Genomic DNA, 16,594 nt, shown 5'->3' on the forward strand with positions numbered 1-16,594 from the left:
GGACCAGCAAGGTCCGGATCTTCGCCCAGGGTTCGAAAAGCGAACGCCCCGGCACACTTCGGTGTCGGGGCGTGCGCATGCCAGACCGGGCCCTCCAGGGTGTCGGTGGCTCCCGATAGGCTGAACGCATGACGCGAGCCGAGCACCCCACGGCCTCTCCGCCGGCCCCCGACGATGCCCTGGTCGCGGATTCCCGCGAGCGCGCCGTCCGAGCCCTGCTGCGCCGTCCGCAGTTGAAGCGGCTCTGGAGCGCACAGCTCGTGAGCGGTGTGGGCGACACCCTGGCGCTTCTCGTGCTGGTCCTGCTCACCCTCCAGGCGGCTGTCGCCGAGGGTGCGTTCGGAGGCGGCTATCGAGGCGTGGCGTTCGCAGTGGCGACCGTTTTCGGGGTGCGCGTCCTCGCGACGCTCCTCTTCGGCGCCGTGCTCCTCGGTCCGCTCACGGCGCTCACCTCCCAGGACGGCCCGCTCGACCGCCGCTGGACCATGGTCGGCGCGGACGGGCTGCGCGCCGCGCTGCTCATCGTCGCGCCGTTGTGGATCGACTGGATGCCCGAGGACGCGCTGGCCATGCTCCTCGTCACGGCCTTCGTGACCGGAGTCGCCGAGCGCTTCTGGACGGTGTGCCGCGAGAGTGCGGCCCCCGCGCTGCTGCCCGCACCGCCGCCGGAAGGCGCCACGGTCCGGCCGCTGCCCGACCACCTGGACGCCCTGCGCCGGCTCTCGCTGCGCACCGGTTTCGTCGCGATCCCGCTCGCGGCCGTCGTGCTCGTCGTCGCGGCCCTGTTCAACAATCTGCTGGGCGTCGGCATCGACTGGTTCGGCCAGCACCAGGCGGCCCTCGCCTCGTACGTGGCGGCCGGGCTGTTCGCCGCGTCCCTCTCCGTGCTCACCTTCCTCGAACTGCCCGCCACGCGCACCCCGCGCGCGCGGTCGCCACTCGAGGGGCTGCGCCGTCCGAAGACCGGAACCGGCACCGACAAGGGGCGCACGGGCGCGATGCCGCTGCTGGTGCTGGCCTGCGCCGCCGTCGCCGCCGCGGTGTCCGCCGCCGTAGCCGTGGCCGTGCTGCACGCCAAGGACCTGGGCGGCGGCCCGGTGCTGTACGGCCTGTTCGTGGGCGTGCTCACCGGCGGTGTCGTCGCCGGCATCCGTACGGCGCCCGCCCTGCTGCCCGCCCTGTCGCGCCGCCGGATGCTCGCGCTGGTGATCGCCTTCACCGGGATCGCGCTGCTGGCCGCCGGGCTGGTCCCGGACGTCACCACCGTGCTGCTGATCCTCGCCCTGGCCGGTGTCGGCGCGGGCATCTCCGCCAACATCGGGCACACGCTGCTCGACCAGGAGACCGAGGAGTACCGGCGGCCCCGTACGACCGAGCACCTGCACGCGGTCGTCCGGGTCTGCGTGGCGCTCGCCGCGGTGATCGCCCCACTGGTGGCGGCGGCGATCGGGCCGCACCGGCTGGAGAGCGGCAAGTTCGTCTTCGCGCACGGCGGCGCGGCCTTCACACTGATGCTCGCCGGCGCCCTGCTGCTGCCGGTCGCCGCGCTGGTGCTGGCCAAGGTCGACGACCGCTCCGGCGTGCCGCTGCGGCAGGACCTGCGGGACGCGCTGCTAGGCGGCGACGACCCGGACCAGGCGCCCGCGACCTCCGGATTCTTCATCGCGCTGGAGGGCGGCGACGGGGCCGGCAAGTCCACGCAGGCCGAGGCGCTCGCCGAGTGGATCCGCGGCAAGGGCCACGAGGTCGTGCTGACGCGCGAGCCGGGGGCGACGCCGGTGGGCAAGCGGCTGCGGTCGATCCTGCTGGACGTGTCCAGCGAGGGCCTCTCGCACCGCGCGGAGGCGCTGCTGTACGCGGCGGACCGGGCCGAGCACATCGACACCGTCGTACGGCCCGCCCTGGAGCGCGGCGCTGTCGTCATCTCAGACCGGTACATCGACTCGTCCGTGGCCTACCAGGGCGCGGGCCGCGACCTGTCGCCGACCGAGATCGCCCGGATCAACCGCTGGGCGACGAACGGGCTCGTGCCGCATCTGACCGTCCTGCTGGACGTCGCGCCGGAGACCGCGCGCGAGCGGTTCACCGAGGCGCCCGACCGGCTGGAGTCGGAGCCCGCCGAGTTCCACGCACGCGTGCGCTCCGGTTTCCTGACCCTGGCCGCGGCCGACGCCGGGCGGTACCTGGTGGTGGACGCCGGCCAGGAGCCCGAGTCCGTCACCACCGTCATCCGGCACCGGCTCGACCAGGTGCTGCCGCTGTCCGAGGCCGAGATCAAGGCCCAGGAGGAGGCGCGGAAGAAGGCCGAGGAGGAGGCGCGCCGCAAGGCCGAGGAAGAGGCCGCCCGCAAGGCCGAGGAGGAGCGCCTGGAGCGCGAGCGCCAGGAGCAGCTCGCCAAGCTGCGCGCCGAGGAGGAGGAGCGCAAGCGGCGCGAGCTGGAGGAGGCGCAGCGGCGCGAGGCCGAACGGCAGGCGGAGGAGGCCCGGCGACGGGCCGAGGAAGCGCAGAAGAAGGCCGAGGAGGAGCGGGCGAGGCTCCTCGCGGAGGAGAAGGCCCGGGCCGAGGAAGAGGCCCGCCGCAAGGCCGAGGAGGACCGGCGCCGCAAGCAGGCCGAGGAAGAGGCCCGGCTGCGTGCCGAGGCGGAGGCGCTCCGCCTGGAGAAGCAGCGCAAGGCCGAGGCGGCTCTGCTGCGGGCCGAGGAGGCGCGACGGCTTGCGGAGGCGGCGGCCGCGGCGGCGGAGGCGGGGCCGAAGAGTTCCCCTCAGGGCTCTGCCCAGGGTTCCGCTCCGCAGGGCGCTTCTCGTACGTCGGCCGGTCGGGACGCGGCGACCGTGCCGACGCCCGTGGTGACACCGGAGAACGCCCCGGGCGGGGCTGGGTCCGGGTCAGGGGCGGGTGCCGGCACCGGTTCCGGCTCCGTCGACGAGACGACGGTGCTGCGCCGCGTGCGGGACGACGCCGAGGTGACGGCCGAGCTGCCCAAGCCGCCGGTGCCGCCGACGGCGGGTGAGGAGACGGAGGTGCTGCCGCCGGTTTCTCCCCGGGCGGGCGACGAGACCGAGGTGCTGCCCGCGGTTCGCCCCGGGGCCGAGGAGACGCCCACCTGGGCAGGGGACGAGACGGCCGTACTGCCGCCCGTACGCGGGGACGAATCGCCCGTACGCGGGGAAGAACCGGCGGACCGGGTTCCGCCCGGGTACTTCCGGGACGACTCCCCGGTCTCCCGTCCCGACGGGACCGAGGACCGTACGCGTGAGCTGCCCCAGGTCGACGCCGAGGGCGAGCCACGCCGCCGCCGGTCCGACTGGGCCGAGGAGACGCCGCTGGACGACCTGCCCTCCCTCGCGGACGAGCTGCTCGGACCGCACGACGACGACCCGGACGAGGGCCGTGGGCGCCGGGGGAGGGGCCGGGGCCGCTGAGGCCCTGCCCGGCAGGCAGTTGGCAAGATCACCGGCCGCGGCCCTCAGAGGGCCGCGGCCGGTTGTCAGTGGTCGCCCCCACAATGGATCTCGCAGCGGCAGAACGATCCGCGGACGCTGAAGAACGGTTCGTGGCGCGGCAGAACGATCCGCGGCGCGGCAGTACGGTCCGTGGACGTGGACGTGACGGAAAGGTGGCGTGACCCATGACCGTGTGGGACGACCTCGTCGGGCAGGAGAGGGTGAGCGAGCAGCTGGGCGCCGCCGCCAGGGACGCCGACGCCCTGGTCACCGCGGCCACGGCCGACACCCCTCCGCCCGAGGCGTCGAAGATGACCCACGCGTGGCTCTTCACGGGCCCGCCCGGAGCCGGGCGGAACCAGGCGGCTCGGGCCTTCGCGGCGGCGCTGCAGTGCGTCAGCCCCGACCGTGCCCTCGGCGGCTCCCCGGGCTGCGGCTTCTGCGACGGATGTCACACGGCACTGGTGGGCACGCACGCCGACGTCACCACCGTGGCCGCGGTCGGCGCACAGATCCTCGCCGACGACATGCGCGACACCGTCCGCAAGTCGTTCACCTCGCCGGCGAACGGCCGCTGGCAGATCATCCTCGTCGAGGACGCCGAGCGGCTGAACGAGAAGTCGGCCAACGCCGTCCTCAAGGCGGTGGAGGAGCCCGCCCCCCGCACGGTCTGGCTGCTGTGCGCCCCCTCCATCGAGGACGTCCTGCCGACCATCCGCTCCCGCTGCCGCCACCTGAACCTGAGCACGCCGTCGGTCGACGCCGTCGCCGACATGCTCGTACGACGCGAGGGCATCGAGCCGGCCGCCGCCGCCGCGGCGGCCCGCGCGACCCAGGGCCACGTCGACCGGGCCCGCCGCCTGGCCACCGACCCGGCCGCCCGCGAACGCCGTGCCGCCGTGCTGCGGATGCCGCTGCGCGTGGAGGAGGTCGGCGGCGCGCTGAAGGCCGCCCAGGAGCTGGTCGACGCGGCCGCCGAGGACGCCAAGCAGCTCGCCGAGGAGATGGACGCCAAGGAGACCGAGGAGCTGAAGGCCGCTCTCGGCGCGGCCCAGGGCGGCCGGATGCCGCGTGGCACGGCCGGCGTGATGAAGGACCTGGAGGACAAGCAGAAGCGCCGCAGAACGCGCACGCAGCGCGACAGCCTGGACCTCGCCCTGACCGACCTCACGGCCTTCTACCGCGATGTCCTCGCCCTCCAGCTCGGCTCCCGCGTGGCCATCGCCAACGCGGACGCCGAGGACGCCTTGGAGCGCCTGGCCCGTGGCAGCTCCCCGGAGTCCACGCTCCGCCGCATCGAGGCGATCGCCGGCTGCCGTGACGCGCTCGACCGCAACGTGGCGCCGCTGCTCGCCGTGGAGGCGATGACGATGGCGCTCAGAGCGGGCTGACACCCGGCGAGGCCGGGGGACGCGGGGGACGTGGAGGGACGCGGAGGGACGCGGAGGGACGCGGAGGGACATCGGAGATTGAGGTTGTAACTCGTACGAGGCACGACACGCACGCACGGCACTCAATTCGTCGCGCAGAGTTACGCTCGCTGAATGCACACAAGGCGCACTCCCCGCACCGCCTCCCGCTCGGCCCTCCGCTCCGCCTCCACCCCCGCTTCCCGCCGCGCGGGCTCCGGCGGCGCCCACCGCAGGGCTCGTGGCGGAGGCAGGACCGCTGTCGGCCTCCTCGCCACGGCCGCGCTGCTGGTCTCCGCGTGTTCCTCGGGGAGCCCGACGACGTCCGCGGCCTCGGCGGCGGCGGAGCCGGCGGCGCTGGCCGCGCTGCCGAAGTCCGTCCCCGCGGCGCTCACGCCGTACTACGCGCAGAAGCCGGACTGGCGCGGCTGCGGCGTCCCCGGCTTCGAGTGCGCCACCGTCAAGGCGCCGCTCGACTACGCCAGGCCGTCCGCCGGTGACGTCCGGCTCGCCGTCGCCCGCAAGAAGGCCACGGGCGACCGGCTGGGCTCACTGCTCGTGAACCCCGGAGGGCCGGGCGGTTCGGCGATCGGCTACATGGAGTCGTACGCCGGAATCGGCTACCCGGCCGAGGTCCGGGCCCGCTACGACATGGTGGCGGTCGACCCGCGCGGCGTGGCCCGCAGCGAGCCCGTCGAGTGTCTGGACGGGCCGGAAATGGACACGTACACGCAGACGGACATCACGCCCGATGACGGGAAGGAGGGCGACGGGCTGGTCGCGGCGTACCGGACGTTCGCCGAGGGCTGCGGCGCGGACTCGCCCAGGCTGCTGCGTCATGTGTCCACCGTGGAGGCGGCCCGGGACATGGACATCGTGCGGGCGGCGCTGGGCGACAAGAAGCTGAACTACGTCGGCGCCTCCTACGGGACGTTCCTCGGGGCGACGTACGCCGGGCTCTTCCCGGACCGGGCGGGCCGGCTGGTGCTGGACGGCGCGATGGACCCGTCGCTGCCCGCGCGACGGCTGAACCTGGAGCAGACGGCGGGCTTCGAGACGGCGTTCCGGTCGTTCGCGCGGGACTGCGTACGGCAGGCCGACTGCCCGCTGGGCGGCTCGGGCACCTCGCCAGAGCGGGTGGGCAAGAACCTGAAGGCGTTCTTCGAGGAACTGGACGACCAGCCCGTCCCCACCGGCGACCCCGACGGCCGCCGCCTCACCGAGTCGCTCGCCACGACCGGTGTGATCGCGGCCATGTACGACGAGGGTGCCTGGCCGCAGCTGCGCGAGGCGCTGACCTCCGCGATGAAGGAGAACGACGGCGCCGGGCTCCTCGTCCTGTCCGACGGCTACTACGAGCGGGACACCGACGGCGCCTACAGCAACCTGATGTTCGCCAACGCGGCGGTGAACTGCCTGGACCTGCCGCCCGCCTTCGACACCCCCGAGCAGGTGCGCGGGGCGCTGCCGGACTTCGAGAAGGCGTCCCCCGTCTTCGGCGAAGGCCTCGCCTGGGCCTCGTTGAACTGCGCGTACTGGCCGGTGCACGCCACGGGCGAGCCGCGCCGCATCGAGGCGAAGGGCGCGGCCCCCATCGTGGTGGTCGGCACCACCCGCGACCCGGCGACGCCGTACCGCTGGGCGCGGGCCCTGGCCGGCCAGCTCTCCTCGGCCCGCCTCCTCACCTACGAGGGCGACGGCCACACCGCCTACGGCCGCGGCAGCGCCTGCATCGACCGCACGATCAACGCCTACCTCCTCCGCGGCACCCCGCCCGAGGACGGAAAGCGCTGCTCATAACCGCAGCCCCGGGCCCCGGAGGGCGCACCTCCGGGGCCGGTACGGAGCACCCTTCGAAACTGTGTAGACTTACCGTCGTTGCTGATCGCACCATAGTGTGTACAGCGCGCCGCCTTAGCTCAGATGGCCAGAGCAACGCACTCGTAATGCGTAGGTCTCGGGTTCGAATCCCGAAGGCGGCTCCACTGGAACCCCAGGTCACATTAGGCGTGACCTGGGGTTTCCTGTTCTCTTCGGGTCCGTGCTCTCGGGCTACGCAGCCGGCGGGCCGTCCAGGTGACGGCTCTCCATGAGGCCGTCCAGGTACTGCGCGCGCATCGCGGCGCGTTGGATCTTGCCGCTGGTGGTGCCCAGCACCGCCCCGCGCCTGACCAGGGCCACCGCCGCCGGCCGGACGCTGAAGTCACGGGCGATGCCGCCCCTGACCCGGGCGGCGAGGCGGGGGAGTTCGTCGGCGCCGACCGAGCCGCGCACCTCGTGCACGACGACGAGCTGCTCCTCGGTGGCGCCGTCGGCGCCGTCGGCGCCGGCCACCGGGACGGCGAACGCGGCACCGAACAGTCCCACCAGCTCAGGGTGCAGGTGCCGCAGGCCGTGCTCCACGTCCTGCGGGTAGATGTTGCGGCCGCGCAGGATCAGCATCTCCTTGAGACGGCCGGTGACGTAGATCTCGCCGTCGTGGAGCGTGCCCAGGTCGCCGGTGCGGACGTATCCGGTGTCGCCGTCGAGGGTGCTGACGCCGAACGCCTCGGCGGTGGCCTCCTCGCGGTCCCAGTAGCCCTGCGCGACGCTGGGCCCGCGCAGCCAGATCTCGCCGACCCGGCCCGCGGGCAGCACCTCGCGGGTGGCCGGATCGACGATCCGTACCGTGTACTCCTCGGCCCTGCCGCAGCTGACCACGTCACGGCCGGGCCGGTCCTCGGCAACCGGACGGAACTCGTGCTGTTCCAGGAGGGCTTCGTCGACGCGGGTGGGAGCCCGCCCCGACACGGATCCGCCGCCGTACCTGTATCAGGCCCGGACAAGCTGCTCGAGGACGAGGTCAACACCCCCTCGCAAGGTGGCTCGGCTGGCCAGGCGGGGGTACGGCGGCGGACTCATGCGCCTCCCGGGGGGATTCAGAAGCGCATGCCTGAGCTCGCCGCGGCACGCGCACCGACCTGCGCGACGAGGAGATCGAGGGTCGCGGGCGCCAGGCGGCGGCGTGGACGCCGTGCGTGATAGACGAACGCCGGCGGCAGATTGCCCCACACCGTGCGGCCCGGCACCACCTCTTCGAAGGACGAGCCGAGCATGCGCCGGAAGCGCCGGGCGGACGACAGGTACGTCGCGTGCACATAGCCGAAGGTCGTGAACGCCCCCTGCGGTGCGAGGACCCGGCGTACGGAGTCGAGCGTCGTGCGCTGCGTCGTTGGGTCCAGGCTGGCCCAGGGCAGCCCGCTGACGACGGCGTCCGCCGCGCCCAGCCCGCGCTCGGCGAGCAGCCGCGGCAGCGCGGCCGCCTCGTCGTTCAGGATCCGCACGCGCGGGAAGCGCTCGGCGAGCGACGACGCGAGCCGGGGGTTGATCTCCACGGCCAGGTGATGGCCGCGACCGCCGAGGAGCTCCTGGATCAGTCCGGTGAACGCCCCGGTGCCGGGCCCGAGTTCGACGACCACCGGGTCGCCGGACTCGGGCACGGGCAGGGTCACCTCGGTGGCCAGCCGGCGCGAGCTGGGAGCCATGGCACCGACCTGCCGGGGATCGCGCAGGAACTCTCTGAACAACGACCCGGGTGCGGCGGTCTCACTCGTCAACTTCTGTGCCTCTCGGGCTCGTAGGGATCGGTGGATCGGCCGGTGCGTCGACGGCGGGGCTACTCGCGCATGCCCGCCAGCTCCACCGGCCGGGTGCGTAGGGCGAACGACGCGGGCAGGGTGGCCGCGAGGACCGCGAGGACGGCGCTCGCGGCGATCACCACACCCACCGTAGGCCAGGGAACGACGATCGCGGAGCTCACGTCGAGCAGGCCGAGGGCGGTGCGGACGCCGAGCAGGTTCACCGCCGAGACGGCCGCGCCCAGCACCGCGCCGACCACCACGACCATCACCGACTCGACGGCGACCAGGCGCAGCACCTGGGTCTTCGTCGCGCCCGTCAGGCGCAGCGCGGCGAGGTCGCGGACCCGGTCCGTGGTGGCCATGACCAGCGTGTTGGCCAGTGCGATGCCCGTGTAGACCAGGGCGATGGCCAGGATCATCAGCAGGCCGAGCCGGGTGGACTCGCTGGAGCGCGGGTAGTGCTCGTCGATCCACTGCCCGGCGCCGAGCACCTCGACGCCGCTCGCCTCGCCCGCCGCGCGCAGCCGCCGGTCGACGGCGGCCCGGTCCGCGTCGGCGGCGACCTTGACGTCGACGCGGTCGACGCCCGCGCCGGCGGCGTTGCGCGCCGTGAGGTACACGCCGTTGTTGCCGGTGCCGATCCCGAGGACCGCGGCGATCCTGAGGTTCACCTTGCGGCCGTCGCCCAGCCAGACGGGGACCCGGTCGCCGAGGCGGGTGGTCAGCCATTCCTCGTTGACGACGATGCTGTCGTCGTCGAGGTCGGCCAGCTTGCCCGCTACGACGGGGAGTTGGGACAAAACAGACAGGTCCGTGCCGCTGTCGACGGCGCGGGCCTCGGAGCGGACGAGGGCGGTGCCCTCCTCCAGGACGGTCACCCCGGTCGAGCGGGACGTGCTGACCGTGACGCCGGGGACGTCACGGGCCGCCCGGACGAACGCGTCGGGCAGCGCCCGGCCGGCGCCGCCGGACGAGACCACGTAGTCGGCCTGCGTCTGGGTGCGGGCCTCGGCGGCCTTGGCCTCGTTGATGGTCGCGGTCGTGCCCATCAGGGAGCAGGCGAGCGCCACGGTGATGAGGACCGGCGCGGCCACGGCCGCCGTCCGGCGCACCCCCGCCGCCGCGTTCTCCCGCGCCAGCATGCCCACGGCGCCCGGCAGCCGGGCGGGCAGCCAGGTCAGCAGCCGGGTCAGCGGCCGCACCAACAGCGGCGCGAGCAGGGCCATCGCCACGATGAGCAGCATCGGCTGGGTGATGTACGTCTTGCGCTTCAGCACGTCGCCGGGGTTGTCCACCAGCGCCATGACGAGCAGGCCGAGGCCGGTGAGCAGCACGGCGGCGGCCACCAGGAGGCGGCTCCACGGCATGGTGCTGCTGTCGACGGCGGACTCCCGCAGCGCCGCCGTCGGGCCGGTCCGGCCCGCGCGGAAGGACGCCACGACGACGCCGCACAGGGCCACCGTCAGGCCGGTCCAGAAGGCGACATGGAGCGGCCAGGCCTGCTCACCGATCCGGAACCAGGTCGGGGCGAGGCCCTCTCCCGACATCCACGAGGCGAGCCGCGGCGCGGCCCACCGGCCCAGCCAGCACCCCGCGCCCGATGCGAACACTCCGATGACCAGGGCCTCCGCGTAGACCATGCGCCGCACCTGACCGGGGGTCGCGCCCGCCATCCGCAGGAGTCCGAACTCCCGCCTGCGCTGCGCCACCGCGAAGGTGAACGTCGAGGCGACCACGAACACCGACACGAACGCCGTGATGCCGGCCGCGGTGCCGAGCAGGGCGTTCACGGAGACCAGGGCCTCCTTGTCGCGGTCCGGGTCGGGGTCGGCGCGCCGCCGGTCGTCGCCGGCCAGGACGGTCATGCCCGAGCCGGTGCCGAGCGCCGCGCGGACGGCGGCCGGGTCGGCGTCCACCGTCACCCGCTCGATGCGCGGGGACAGGCGCGCGGCCTCGGCGGCGGTGAAGAACACCGCCGACTCGAAGCCGGCCGCCGGCACCGTGCCGACCACGGTGCGGGTGCCGGCGCCCTCGGGCGTGACGACCTGGATCCGGTTCCCGGCGCGCACCTGCGCGCCGGGCCCGGTCGTGACGACGACTTCGCCGGGCGACGTGGGGGCGCGTCCGGAGGTGAGGCGGTACGGCGTGGCCGCGGCGACGGCCCACGAGTGGCCCACGAGCGAGGTGTCCGCACCGATCCGCCGGTCCGCGTCGGGCACCGAGACCGGGAACGTACGGTCCTCGGCGACGGGGCCCACCGTGGCCAGCTCGGCGGCCAGCCTCTCCGGCACCGCACGGGGGTTGGTCAGCGTCGACGTCCGCACCCCGATCGGGGTGTCGGCCTTCACCTCGTCCGTGCCCTGCACCACGACCCGCGCCTCGGCGAACCGTTCGGTGCCCCGCTCCGGCGCGTCGAACGTCGCCGCGAGCGCGAGGCCCGTGGTGGCGATGAGGCCGACCCCGAGCGCGAGCGCGACGAACGAACCGACGAACGTGACCCAGCGGGTGCGCATCCCGCGCAGCGCGAGACTCAGCACGACGCCACCGCCGAGGCCTTGGCCGGGACGGCGCTCATGGCGGTCATCCGCTCGGCGACCTGCTCCGCAGTCGGCGTGTACAGCTCGCCCTGGACCGTGCCGTCGGCGAGAAAGAGCACCCGGTCCGCGTAGGAGGCGGCGACCGGGTCGTGCGTCACCATGATCACCGTCTGGCCGCGGTCGACCATCGTCCGCAGCAGCGTCAGCACCTCGCGGCTCGTGGTGGAGTCCAGGGCGCCCGTCGGCTCGTCGCCGAACAGCACCTCCGGCTTGGTGACCAGGGCGCGGGCGAGCGCCACGCGCTGCTGCTGGCCGCCCGACATCTCGCTGGGCCGGTGCCCGGCGCGCTCGCGCAGGCCGACCTGCTCCAGGACGTTCAGGACCTCGGACCGCCTGGGGCGGCGGCCCGCGAGCCGCAGCGGCAGCCCGACGTTCTGCTCGGCGGTCAGCGCGGGCAGCAGGTTGAAGGCCTGGAAGACGAACCCGATGCGCCGCCGGCGCAGCAGCGTCAGCTTCTTCTCGCTCAGCCGGGTCAGGTCGGTCTCCCCGAGGAAGACCTGGCCCCCGGTCGGCCGGTCGAGCCCCGCCGTGCACTGCAACAGGGTCGACTTGCCGGAGCCCGAGGGGCCCATGACGGCGGTGAAGGTCCCCCGCGGGATGTCGAGGCTGACCTGGTCGAGGGCGGTGACCGCGTTGTCGCCTGTCCCGTAGGACCGGGTCACGGAGCGGAGCCGGACGGCTGCTTGAGTCATGGTGTCCACTCAATCGGGCCCGCTCGACGGTGACATCGCAGCGGGACGGAGTCTTGGGGGTGGAGGTAGCTCCACCCTCCTGTGCACGATGGCTGCACCTGGCACGGAAAGGCAGAGCACAGGGCTGCAAGAAGCTGCACCGGCAGCGTCCTGCCCGAGCCCGCCCCGCCCGCGGGCCCGCGCGCGACGGATCATGGCGGGACCGGGGCCCGTCAGGGGCCGTGCCACGAGAGGGCGAGGGTGGATTCGTATGGGCGTCGCAGGAGCAGGGGGCGTTGTGGGGGCGGGGATCAGGAGCCGTTGGTTCCGGCGCTACCCGGCCACGGACGGGAGCGTCCGGCTGCGCCTCGTCGGCTTCCCGCACGCGGGCGGCACGGCGACCCTCTTCCACGGCTGGGCGGGCCGCCTGCCGCGCGGTGTGGAACTGCTCGCCACCCAGTACCCCGGCCGTCAGGAGCGGCTCGCCGAGCCCTGCGCCGAGTCCATGGCGGAACTCGCCGACCGCATCACCGACGCCCTCGAAGACGTCCTCGGGCCCGGACTCGGCGCCCCCCTCGCCCTGTTCGGGCACAGCCTCGGCTCGGCCGTCGCCTACGAGGTGGCGCGCCGCCTCGACGAGCGGCACGGCATCGTGCCCGAGCGCGTCGTCGTCTCCGGGCGCGGCGCCCCGCACACCGAACGCGGCGGCGCCCTCCACCTCCTCGACGACGACAGTCTGATCGCCTCGGCCCGGGGCCTGGGGGACCTCGGCTCCGCCGTCTACGACGACCCCGACCTGCGCCCGCTGCTGCTGCCCTCGCTGCGCGGCGACTTCCGCCTCATCGAGTCCTACCGGCCCGCCGAGCCGGCGCCCCTGCGCGCCCCGGTCACCGCGGTCGGCGGTGTGGACGACCCGGGCTGCACCCTGGCCGACCTGCTGTCCTGGCGTCCCCTGACCACGTCCACGTACGAGCACCAGGTCTTCCCGGCGACCACTTCTACCTCGTACCGAACGAGGCGCGACTCTTGACGTATCTCAACCAGCGGTGGTGAGCGCGGCGTTCGCCTCAGCCTTCCTGCTGCTGAGGTACGAGAGCAGCATCGGCAGGGAACTGGTCAGCAGCAGCACGGCGCCGCCGGCGGCGAGCACCCCCGAGCCGCCCCACTTCTGCCAGGAGCCGCCCGCGAGCAGCCCGACCGCGACACAACCCGGCGCCCACAGCAGGCTGCCGAGCAGGGACAGGCCCAGGAAGCGGGTCCAGGGCACGCCGACGGCGCCGCACATCACCGGCACCAGCGTGCGCAGCACCGCGTTGAACCGGCCGAGCAGCACCGCCCGCGCGCTGTAGGCGCCGACGGTGTGCAGTGCCGCGCGGTAGCCGGGCGAGCCGGTCACACGGGCCGGCAGGTTCGCGGCGAGCCTGAGACCCCACCGGCGCCCCACCAGATGACCGATCACATTGCCCGCCAGCGCGCCGAGCACCGCCATCGCGATCGCGGCGGGCAGCGGCAGCGCGCCGTGGTGCGCGAGGACGCCGCTCGCCATCAAGGCGGTCTGCGAAGGGAACAGCATGCCGAGCAGAGGGAGCGCGGGCTCCGCCATGGGAAGCAGGAAGACGATCAGCAGCGTCAGCCACACGGGCACAGCCGCCAACTGTTCCTGGGTCCAGCCCATTTCGGTCCTCTCGCAGTGCCGTCGCCCCGCCGTCCGGAGCCCTTACAGCAGACCGCGCGGGGGCATTCCGGCACATCGCAGCTGGGCCCAGTCCTGTCCGGTAGCCGATGCCCACCCCGATGGTGGAGCTAGCTGGGTGGTCCGGGCCGGAAAGGTCTCATAACGTGCGGCGCATGCACCCCCCGACGATCTGGACCCGGCTCCATCTGCGCCACTACGTACGCAGCGGCTGGCCCTGGCGCGCGGCGCTGTACCTGCTCAGCAGCGCGGTCCTCGGCATCATCACCCTGCTCACGCTCGTGCTGTTCGCCGTCGCGGGCAGCGTGCTGACCGTGGTCGTCGTCGGCCTTCCGCTGCTGCTCGTGCTCGTCCTCACCGGGGTGCCGCTGGCCTCGGTCGAGCGACGCCGGCTGCGTCTGATCGACAGCGAGCCGCTCGCCGATCCGCACCGCGAACCCGACCGCACCGGACTGACCGCCTGGCTGCGTACCCGGCTCCAGGAACGCGCCACCTGGCGCGAGCTGGGCTACGCGGTGCTCTTCGGCTTCCTGCTGTGGCCCCTCGAAGCGCTGGTCGTGGGCTCGGTCCTCCTCGTGTGCGGCGGGCTGCTCGCGGTGCCGGTGATGCTGGCGGTCGACGGCGAGGAGGCGCGGGTCCTCAAGATGTGGATCGTGGACAGCTGGCCCGGGGCGCTCGGGGCGGCGCTGGCCGGGCTGATGCTGCTGCCCGTCTTCGCCTACCCGCTCGGCGCGATCGCCGCGGGCCGGGCCGCCCTGACCCGCTTCCTGCTGGCCTCGCCGACCGGCGAACTGAACTCGAAGATCAAGGAGCTGGGCCGCTCCCGCGTCCGCCTCGTGGACGCCTTCGAGGCGGAGCGGCGCCGCATCGAGCGCGATCTGCACGACGGGGCGCAGCAGCGGCTCGTCGCCCTGTCCATGACCCTCGGCCTGGCCCGCCTCGACGCGTCGGACGGGCCGCTCGGCCCGCTGCTCGCCAAGGCGCAGGACGAGGCGGCCACCGCACTCGTCGAGATCAGGGAGCTGATCCGCGGCATCCACCCCCAAGTCCTCACCGACAGAGGCCTGGTGGCGGCCGTGGAGGATCTCGCGGATCGCTCGACGATCCCCGTCGACGTGGACCTCGACCTGCCGGTCCGGCCCCCGGAGGCGATCGAGACGGCCGTGTACTTCGCGGTCAGCGAGGCGCTCGCCAACGTCGCCAAGCACAGCGGCGCGAGCAGGGCCGTGGTACGGGGTGGTCTGGACGGGGGGCAGCTGACCGTGGAGGTCGAGGACGACGGTCACGGGGGCGCGGACACCGGGCGGGGGATGGGCCTGCAGGGCGTCGCCGATCGCGTCTCGGTCCTCGACGGCCGCCTGCTGGTGTCCTCCCCGCGCGGCGGCCCCACCGTGTTCCGCCTGCTGGTACCCTGCTCAACTGCCTGATCCGACCGCATGATTGAGGAACTGATGCTGCGCATCGTGCTGGCCGAGGACAGCGTCCTGCTCCGCGAAGGACTCGTCGGCCTCATGGAGCGCTTCGGGCACCAGGTGGTCGCAGCGGTGGGTGCCGCGGACGAACTCACCGAGGCGGTCGCCGCGCACGAGCCCGACATCGTGGTGACCGACGTACGGATGCCGCCCGGCTTCTCCGACGAGGGCCTGCGTGCCGCCATCGCCCTGCGCCGCCGCCGGCCCGGACTGCCGATCCTGGTTGTCAGCCAGTACATCCAGCGGTCCTACGCCGAGGACCTGCTCGACTCCTCCGACGGCACCGGGGTGGGCTATCTCCTCAAGGAACGGATCGGCAACGTCGAGGAGTTCGTCGACGCGGTGCACCGGGTCGCGGAGGGCGGCACCGTCGTCGACCCCGAGGTGGTGCGCCAGCTGATCAGGCACCGGCGCGACCCGCTGGCCCGGCTCACCGCGCGGGAGCAGGAGGTGCTGGCACTGATGGCGGAAGGCAAGTCCAACGCGTCGATCGCCGCGGCCATGGTGGTGAGCGAGGGCACCGTCAGCAAGCACTTCGGCTCCATCCTCACCAAGCTCGACCTCTCCCTCGACGACACGACCAACCGCCGGGTCCTCGCTGTCCTCGCGTATCTGCGCGGCCGGCCGGGAGTGGACACCGCTTAGGCCCGCTCGGACGGCGCCCCGTGGCCCTCTGGGCCGCCCAGGCCCGCTGGCCCGCTTCGGCGGCCTGGGCCCGCTGGGTCGCCTGGTCCGGCTGGGTCGCCTGGGCTCCCTGGGCGGCCTGGGTTCCTTGGGCGGCCTGGGTTCCTTGGGCCGCTTGTGCTGCTGGGCTCCCTGGCCCGCTTGGGTCGCCCAGGCCCGCTGGACCCTTGGAGTGCCTGGGCCCGGGCCTCGCATGTGCCCCGGGCCGTGTGGGGCCGGCCCGGGTCCAGGGCCCGGGCGTCCCATGTGCCCCGGGCCGTGTGGGGCCGGCCCGGGTCGCTGGGACCGTCTAGACCGTCAGCAGGCCGCGCTGCGCCGCGACGGCCCCGAGCTGGAAGCGGCTGCGAGCGCCCAACTTGGTCATCAGCTCGGCGGTGATCCGCCGGCTCGTGCGTACGGAGACCCCGAGCTTGCGGGCGATCACCTCGTCGGTGAGCCCGCCCACCATGAGACCGAGCACCGCGCTCTCCTCGTCGCTCAGCTCCCGCGTCCGGCCCTGCGGCCGTTCCTGCCCGAACTGGGACGCCTGCCGCCACACCTGCTCGAACAGGGCGCGCAGCGCGGCCACCGGCCCAGGGCTCGACAGCAGCAACACACCCCGGTCGGGCTGGTCCGGGTCGAGCGACACCAGGGCCTTGCTCCGGTCCCAGATCACCACCCTGAGCGGGAGCTGCGGCGCGGTCCTGACTTGCCCGCCCTGCTCGCTCAGCCATTGCGCGTACTCGGTGGTCGGCCGGTCGTTGCGGATGCTGTGCGCGTAGACGCACCGCACCCGCACGGACCGCTCCAGAAGCATCCGGTCGAGCGGCCTCGCCGCGTGCAACCGGTCGGCCGGCTGCGCACCGCCGGGCAGCAGCGCTTCGGCCTCCTCGCGGCACTCCTGGCTCACCTTTTCGATGCACGCCTGGATCGTCATCGGGATCCTGGGCCATCTGTACCGAGTCGATTTCTTCGATACGGGCTCCGCGCCGGTATTCGGAGATGAGTTTTTCGGCCGCCATTCTA

At 73.7% G+C, this 16,594-nt stretch carries 12 protein-coding genes and 1 tRNA gene; 7 read left to right on the top strand and 6 right to left on the bottom strand.

From position 1 onward, the window contains the following. The first annotated feature begins 128 nt into the window (after positions 1 to 128). The 4 genes from tmk to ACQEV8_RS24450 all read left to right on the top strand — a co-directional run bounded on the left by tmk (position 129) and on the right by ACQEV8_RS24450 (position 6,837). Positions 129 to 3,422 (top strand): dTMP kinase, encoded by a 3,294-nt coding sequence (gene tmk / locus ACQEV8_RS24435; protein ID WP_432963831.1) that lies wholly within the window; start codon positions 129 to 131, stop codon positions 3,420 to 3,422. 206 nt (positions 3,423 to 3,628) lie between these two features. Next, entirely contained in the window at positions 3,629 to 4,834 is a 1,206-nt protein-coding gene (locus ACQEV8_RS24440) for a DNA polymerase III subunit delta' (RefSeq protein WP_432963834.1), read from the top strand. Between the two features lie 153 nt (positions 4,835 to 4,987). Then, complete coding sequence (locus ACQEV8_RS24445; protein ID WP_432963837.1) at positions 4,988 to 6,652, top strand: alpha/beta hydrolase; 1,665 nt, start codon at positions 4,988 to 4,990, stop codon at positions 6,650 to 6,652. A gap of 108 nt (positions 6,653 to 6,760) precedes the next feature. Further along, a tRNA-Thr gene (locus tag ACQEV8_RS24450) sits at positions 6,761 to 6,837 on the top strand. A 67-nt stretch (positions 6,838 to 6,904) separates the two neighbouring features. On the opposite strand, the gene ACQEV8_RS24455 is transcribed toward ACQEV8_RS24450, so the two are convergent. The 4 genes from ACQEV8_RS24455 to ACQEV8_RS24470 form a co-directional block, all read right to left on the bottom strand. Next, entirely contained in the window at positions 6,905 to 7,642 is a 738-nt protein-coding gene (locus ACQEV8_RS24455; protein ID WP_432963840.1) for an AMP-binding protein, read from the bottom strand. A gap of 128 nt (positions 7,643 to 7,770) precedes the next feature. Then, positions 7,771 to 8,376: a class I SAM-dependent methyltransferase gene (locus ACQEV8_RS24460; RefSeq protein ID WP_432963843.1), complete on the bottom strand. Its 606-nt coding sequence runs from the start codon at positions 8,374 to 8,376 to the stop codon at positions 7,771 to 7,773. 131 nt (positions 8,377 to 8,507) lie between these two features. Continuing rightward, positions 8,508 to 11,009 (bottom strand): FtsX-like permease family protein, encoded by a 2,502-nt coding sequence (locus ACQEV8_RS24465; protein WP_432963846.1) that lies wholly within the window; start codon positions 11,007 to 11,009, stop codon positions 8,508 to 8,510. Continuing rightward, a complete protein-coding gene (locus tag ACQEV8_RS24470) occupies positions 11,003 to 11,761 on the bottom strand; it encodes an ABC transporter ATP-binding protein (protein ID WP_432963849.1) in 759 nt (252 codons plus the stop codon). The genes ACQEV8_RS24465 and ACQEV8_RS24470 overlap by 7 nt, the downstream gene beginning before the upstream one ends. A gap of 250 nt (positions 11,762 to 12,011) precedes the next feature. Between ACQEV8_RS24470 and ACQEV8_RS24475 the strand changes: the two genes are divergently transcribed. After that, positions 12,012 to 12,770, top strand: a complete 759-nt coding sequence (locus ACQEV8_RS24475) for a thioesterase II family protein (protein ID WP_432963852.1) — start codon at positions 12,012 to 12,014, stop codon at positions 12,768 to 12,770. Between the two features lie 6 nt (positions 12,771 to 12,776). On the opposite strand, the gene ACQEV8_RS24480 is transcribed toward ACQEV8_RS24475, so the two are convergent. Beyond that, positions 12,777 to 13,415 (bottom strand): DedA family protein, encoded by a 639-nt coding sequence (locus tag ACQEV8_RS24480; RefSeq protein ID WP_432963855.1) that lies wholly within the window; start codon positions 13,413 to 13,415, stop codon positions 12,777 to 12,779. A 173-nt stretch (positions 13,416 to 13,588) separates the two neighbouring features. On the opposite strand from ACQEV8_RS24480, the gene ACQEV8_RS24485 reads away from it, so the two are divergent. Then, positions 13,589 to 14,860, top strand: coding sequence for a sensor histidine kinase (locus ACQEV8_RS24485; protein WP_432963858.1), 1,272 nt, complete (start codon positions 13,589 to 13,591; stop codon positions 14,858 to 14,860). Positions 14,861 to 14,884: 24 nt separating this feature from the next. Further along, the gene (locus ACQEV8_RS24490) at positions 14,885 to 15,550 is read left to right on the top strand and encodes a response regulator transcription factor (protein ID WP_432972956.1); all 666 of its coding nucleotides are present in this window, start codon (positions 14,885 to 14,887) and stop codon (positions 15,548 to 15,550) included. A 328-nt stretch (positions 15,551 to 15,878) separates the two neighbouring features. Here ACQEV8_RS24490 and ACQEV8_RS24495 read toward each other — a convergent pair whose 3' ends face one another. Then, entirely contained in the window at positions 15,879 to 16,505 is a 627-nt protein-coding gene (locus tag ACQEV8_RS24495) for a LuxR C-terminal-related transcriptional regulator (RefSeq protein ID WP_432963861.1), read from the bottom strand. Between the last annotated feature and the right edge of the window lie 89 nt (positions 16,506 to 16,594).

This window comes from Streptomyces sp. CA-179760 (assembly GCF_050937045.1).
Lineage (GTDB): Bacteria > Actinomycetota > Actinomycetes > Streptomycetales > Streptomycetaceae > Streptomyces.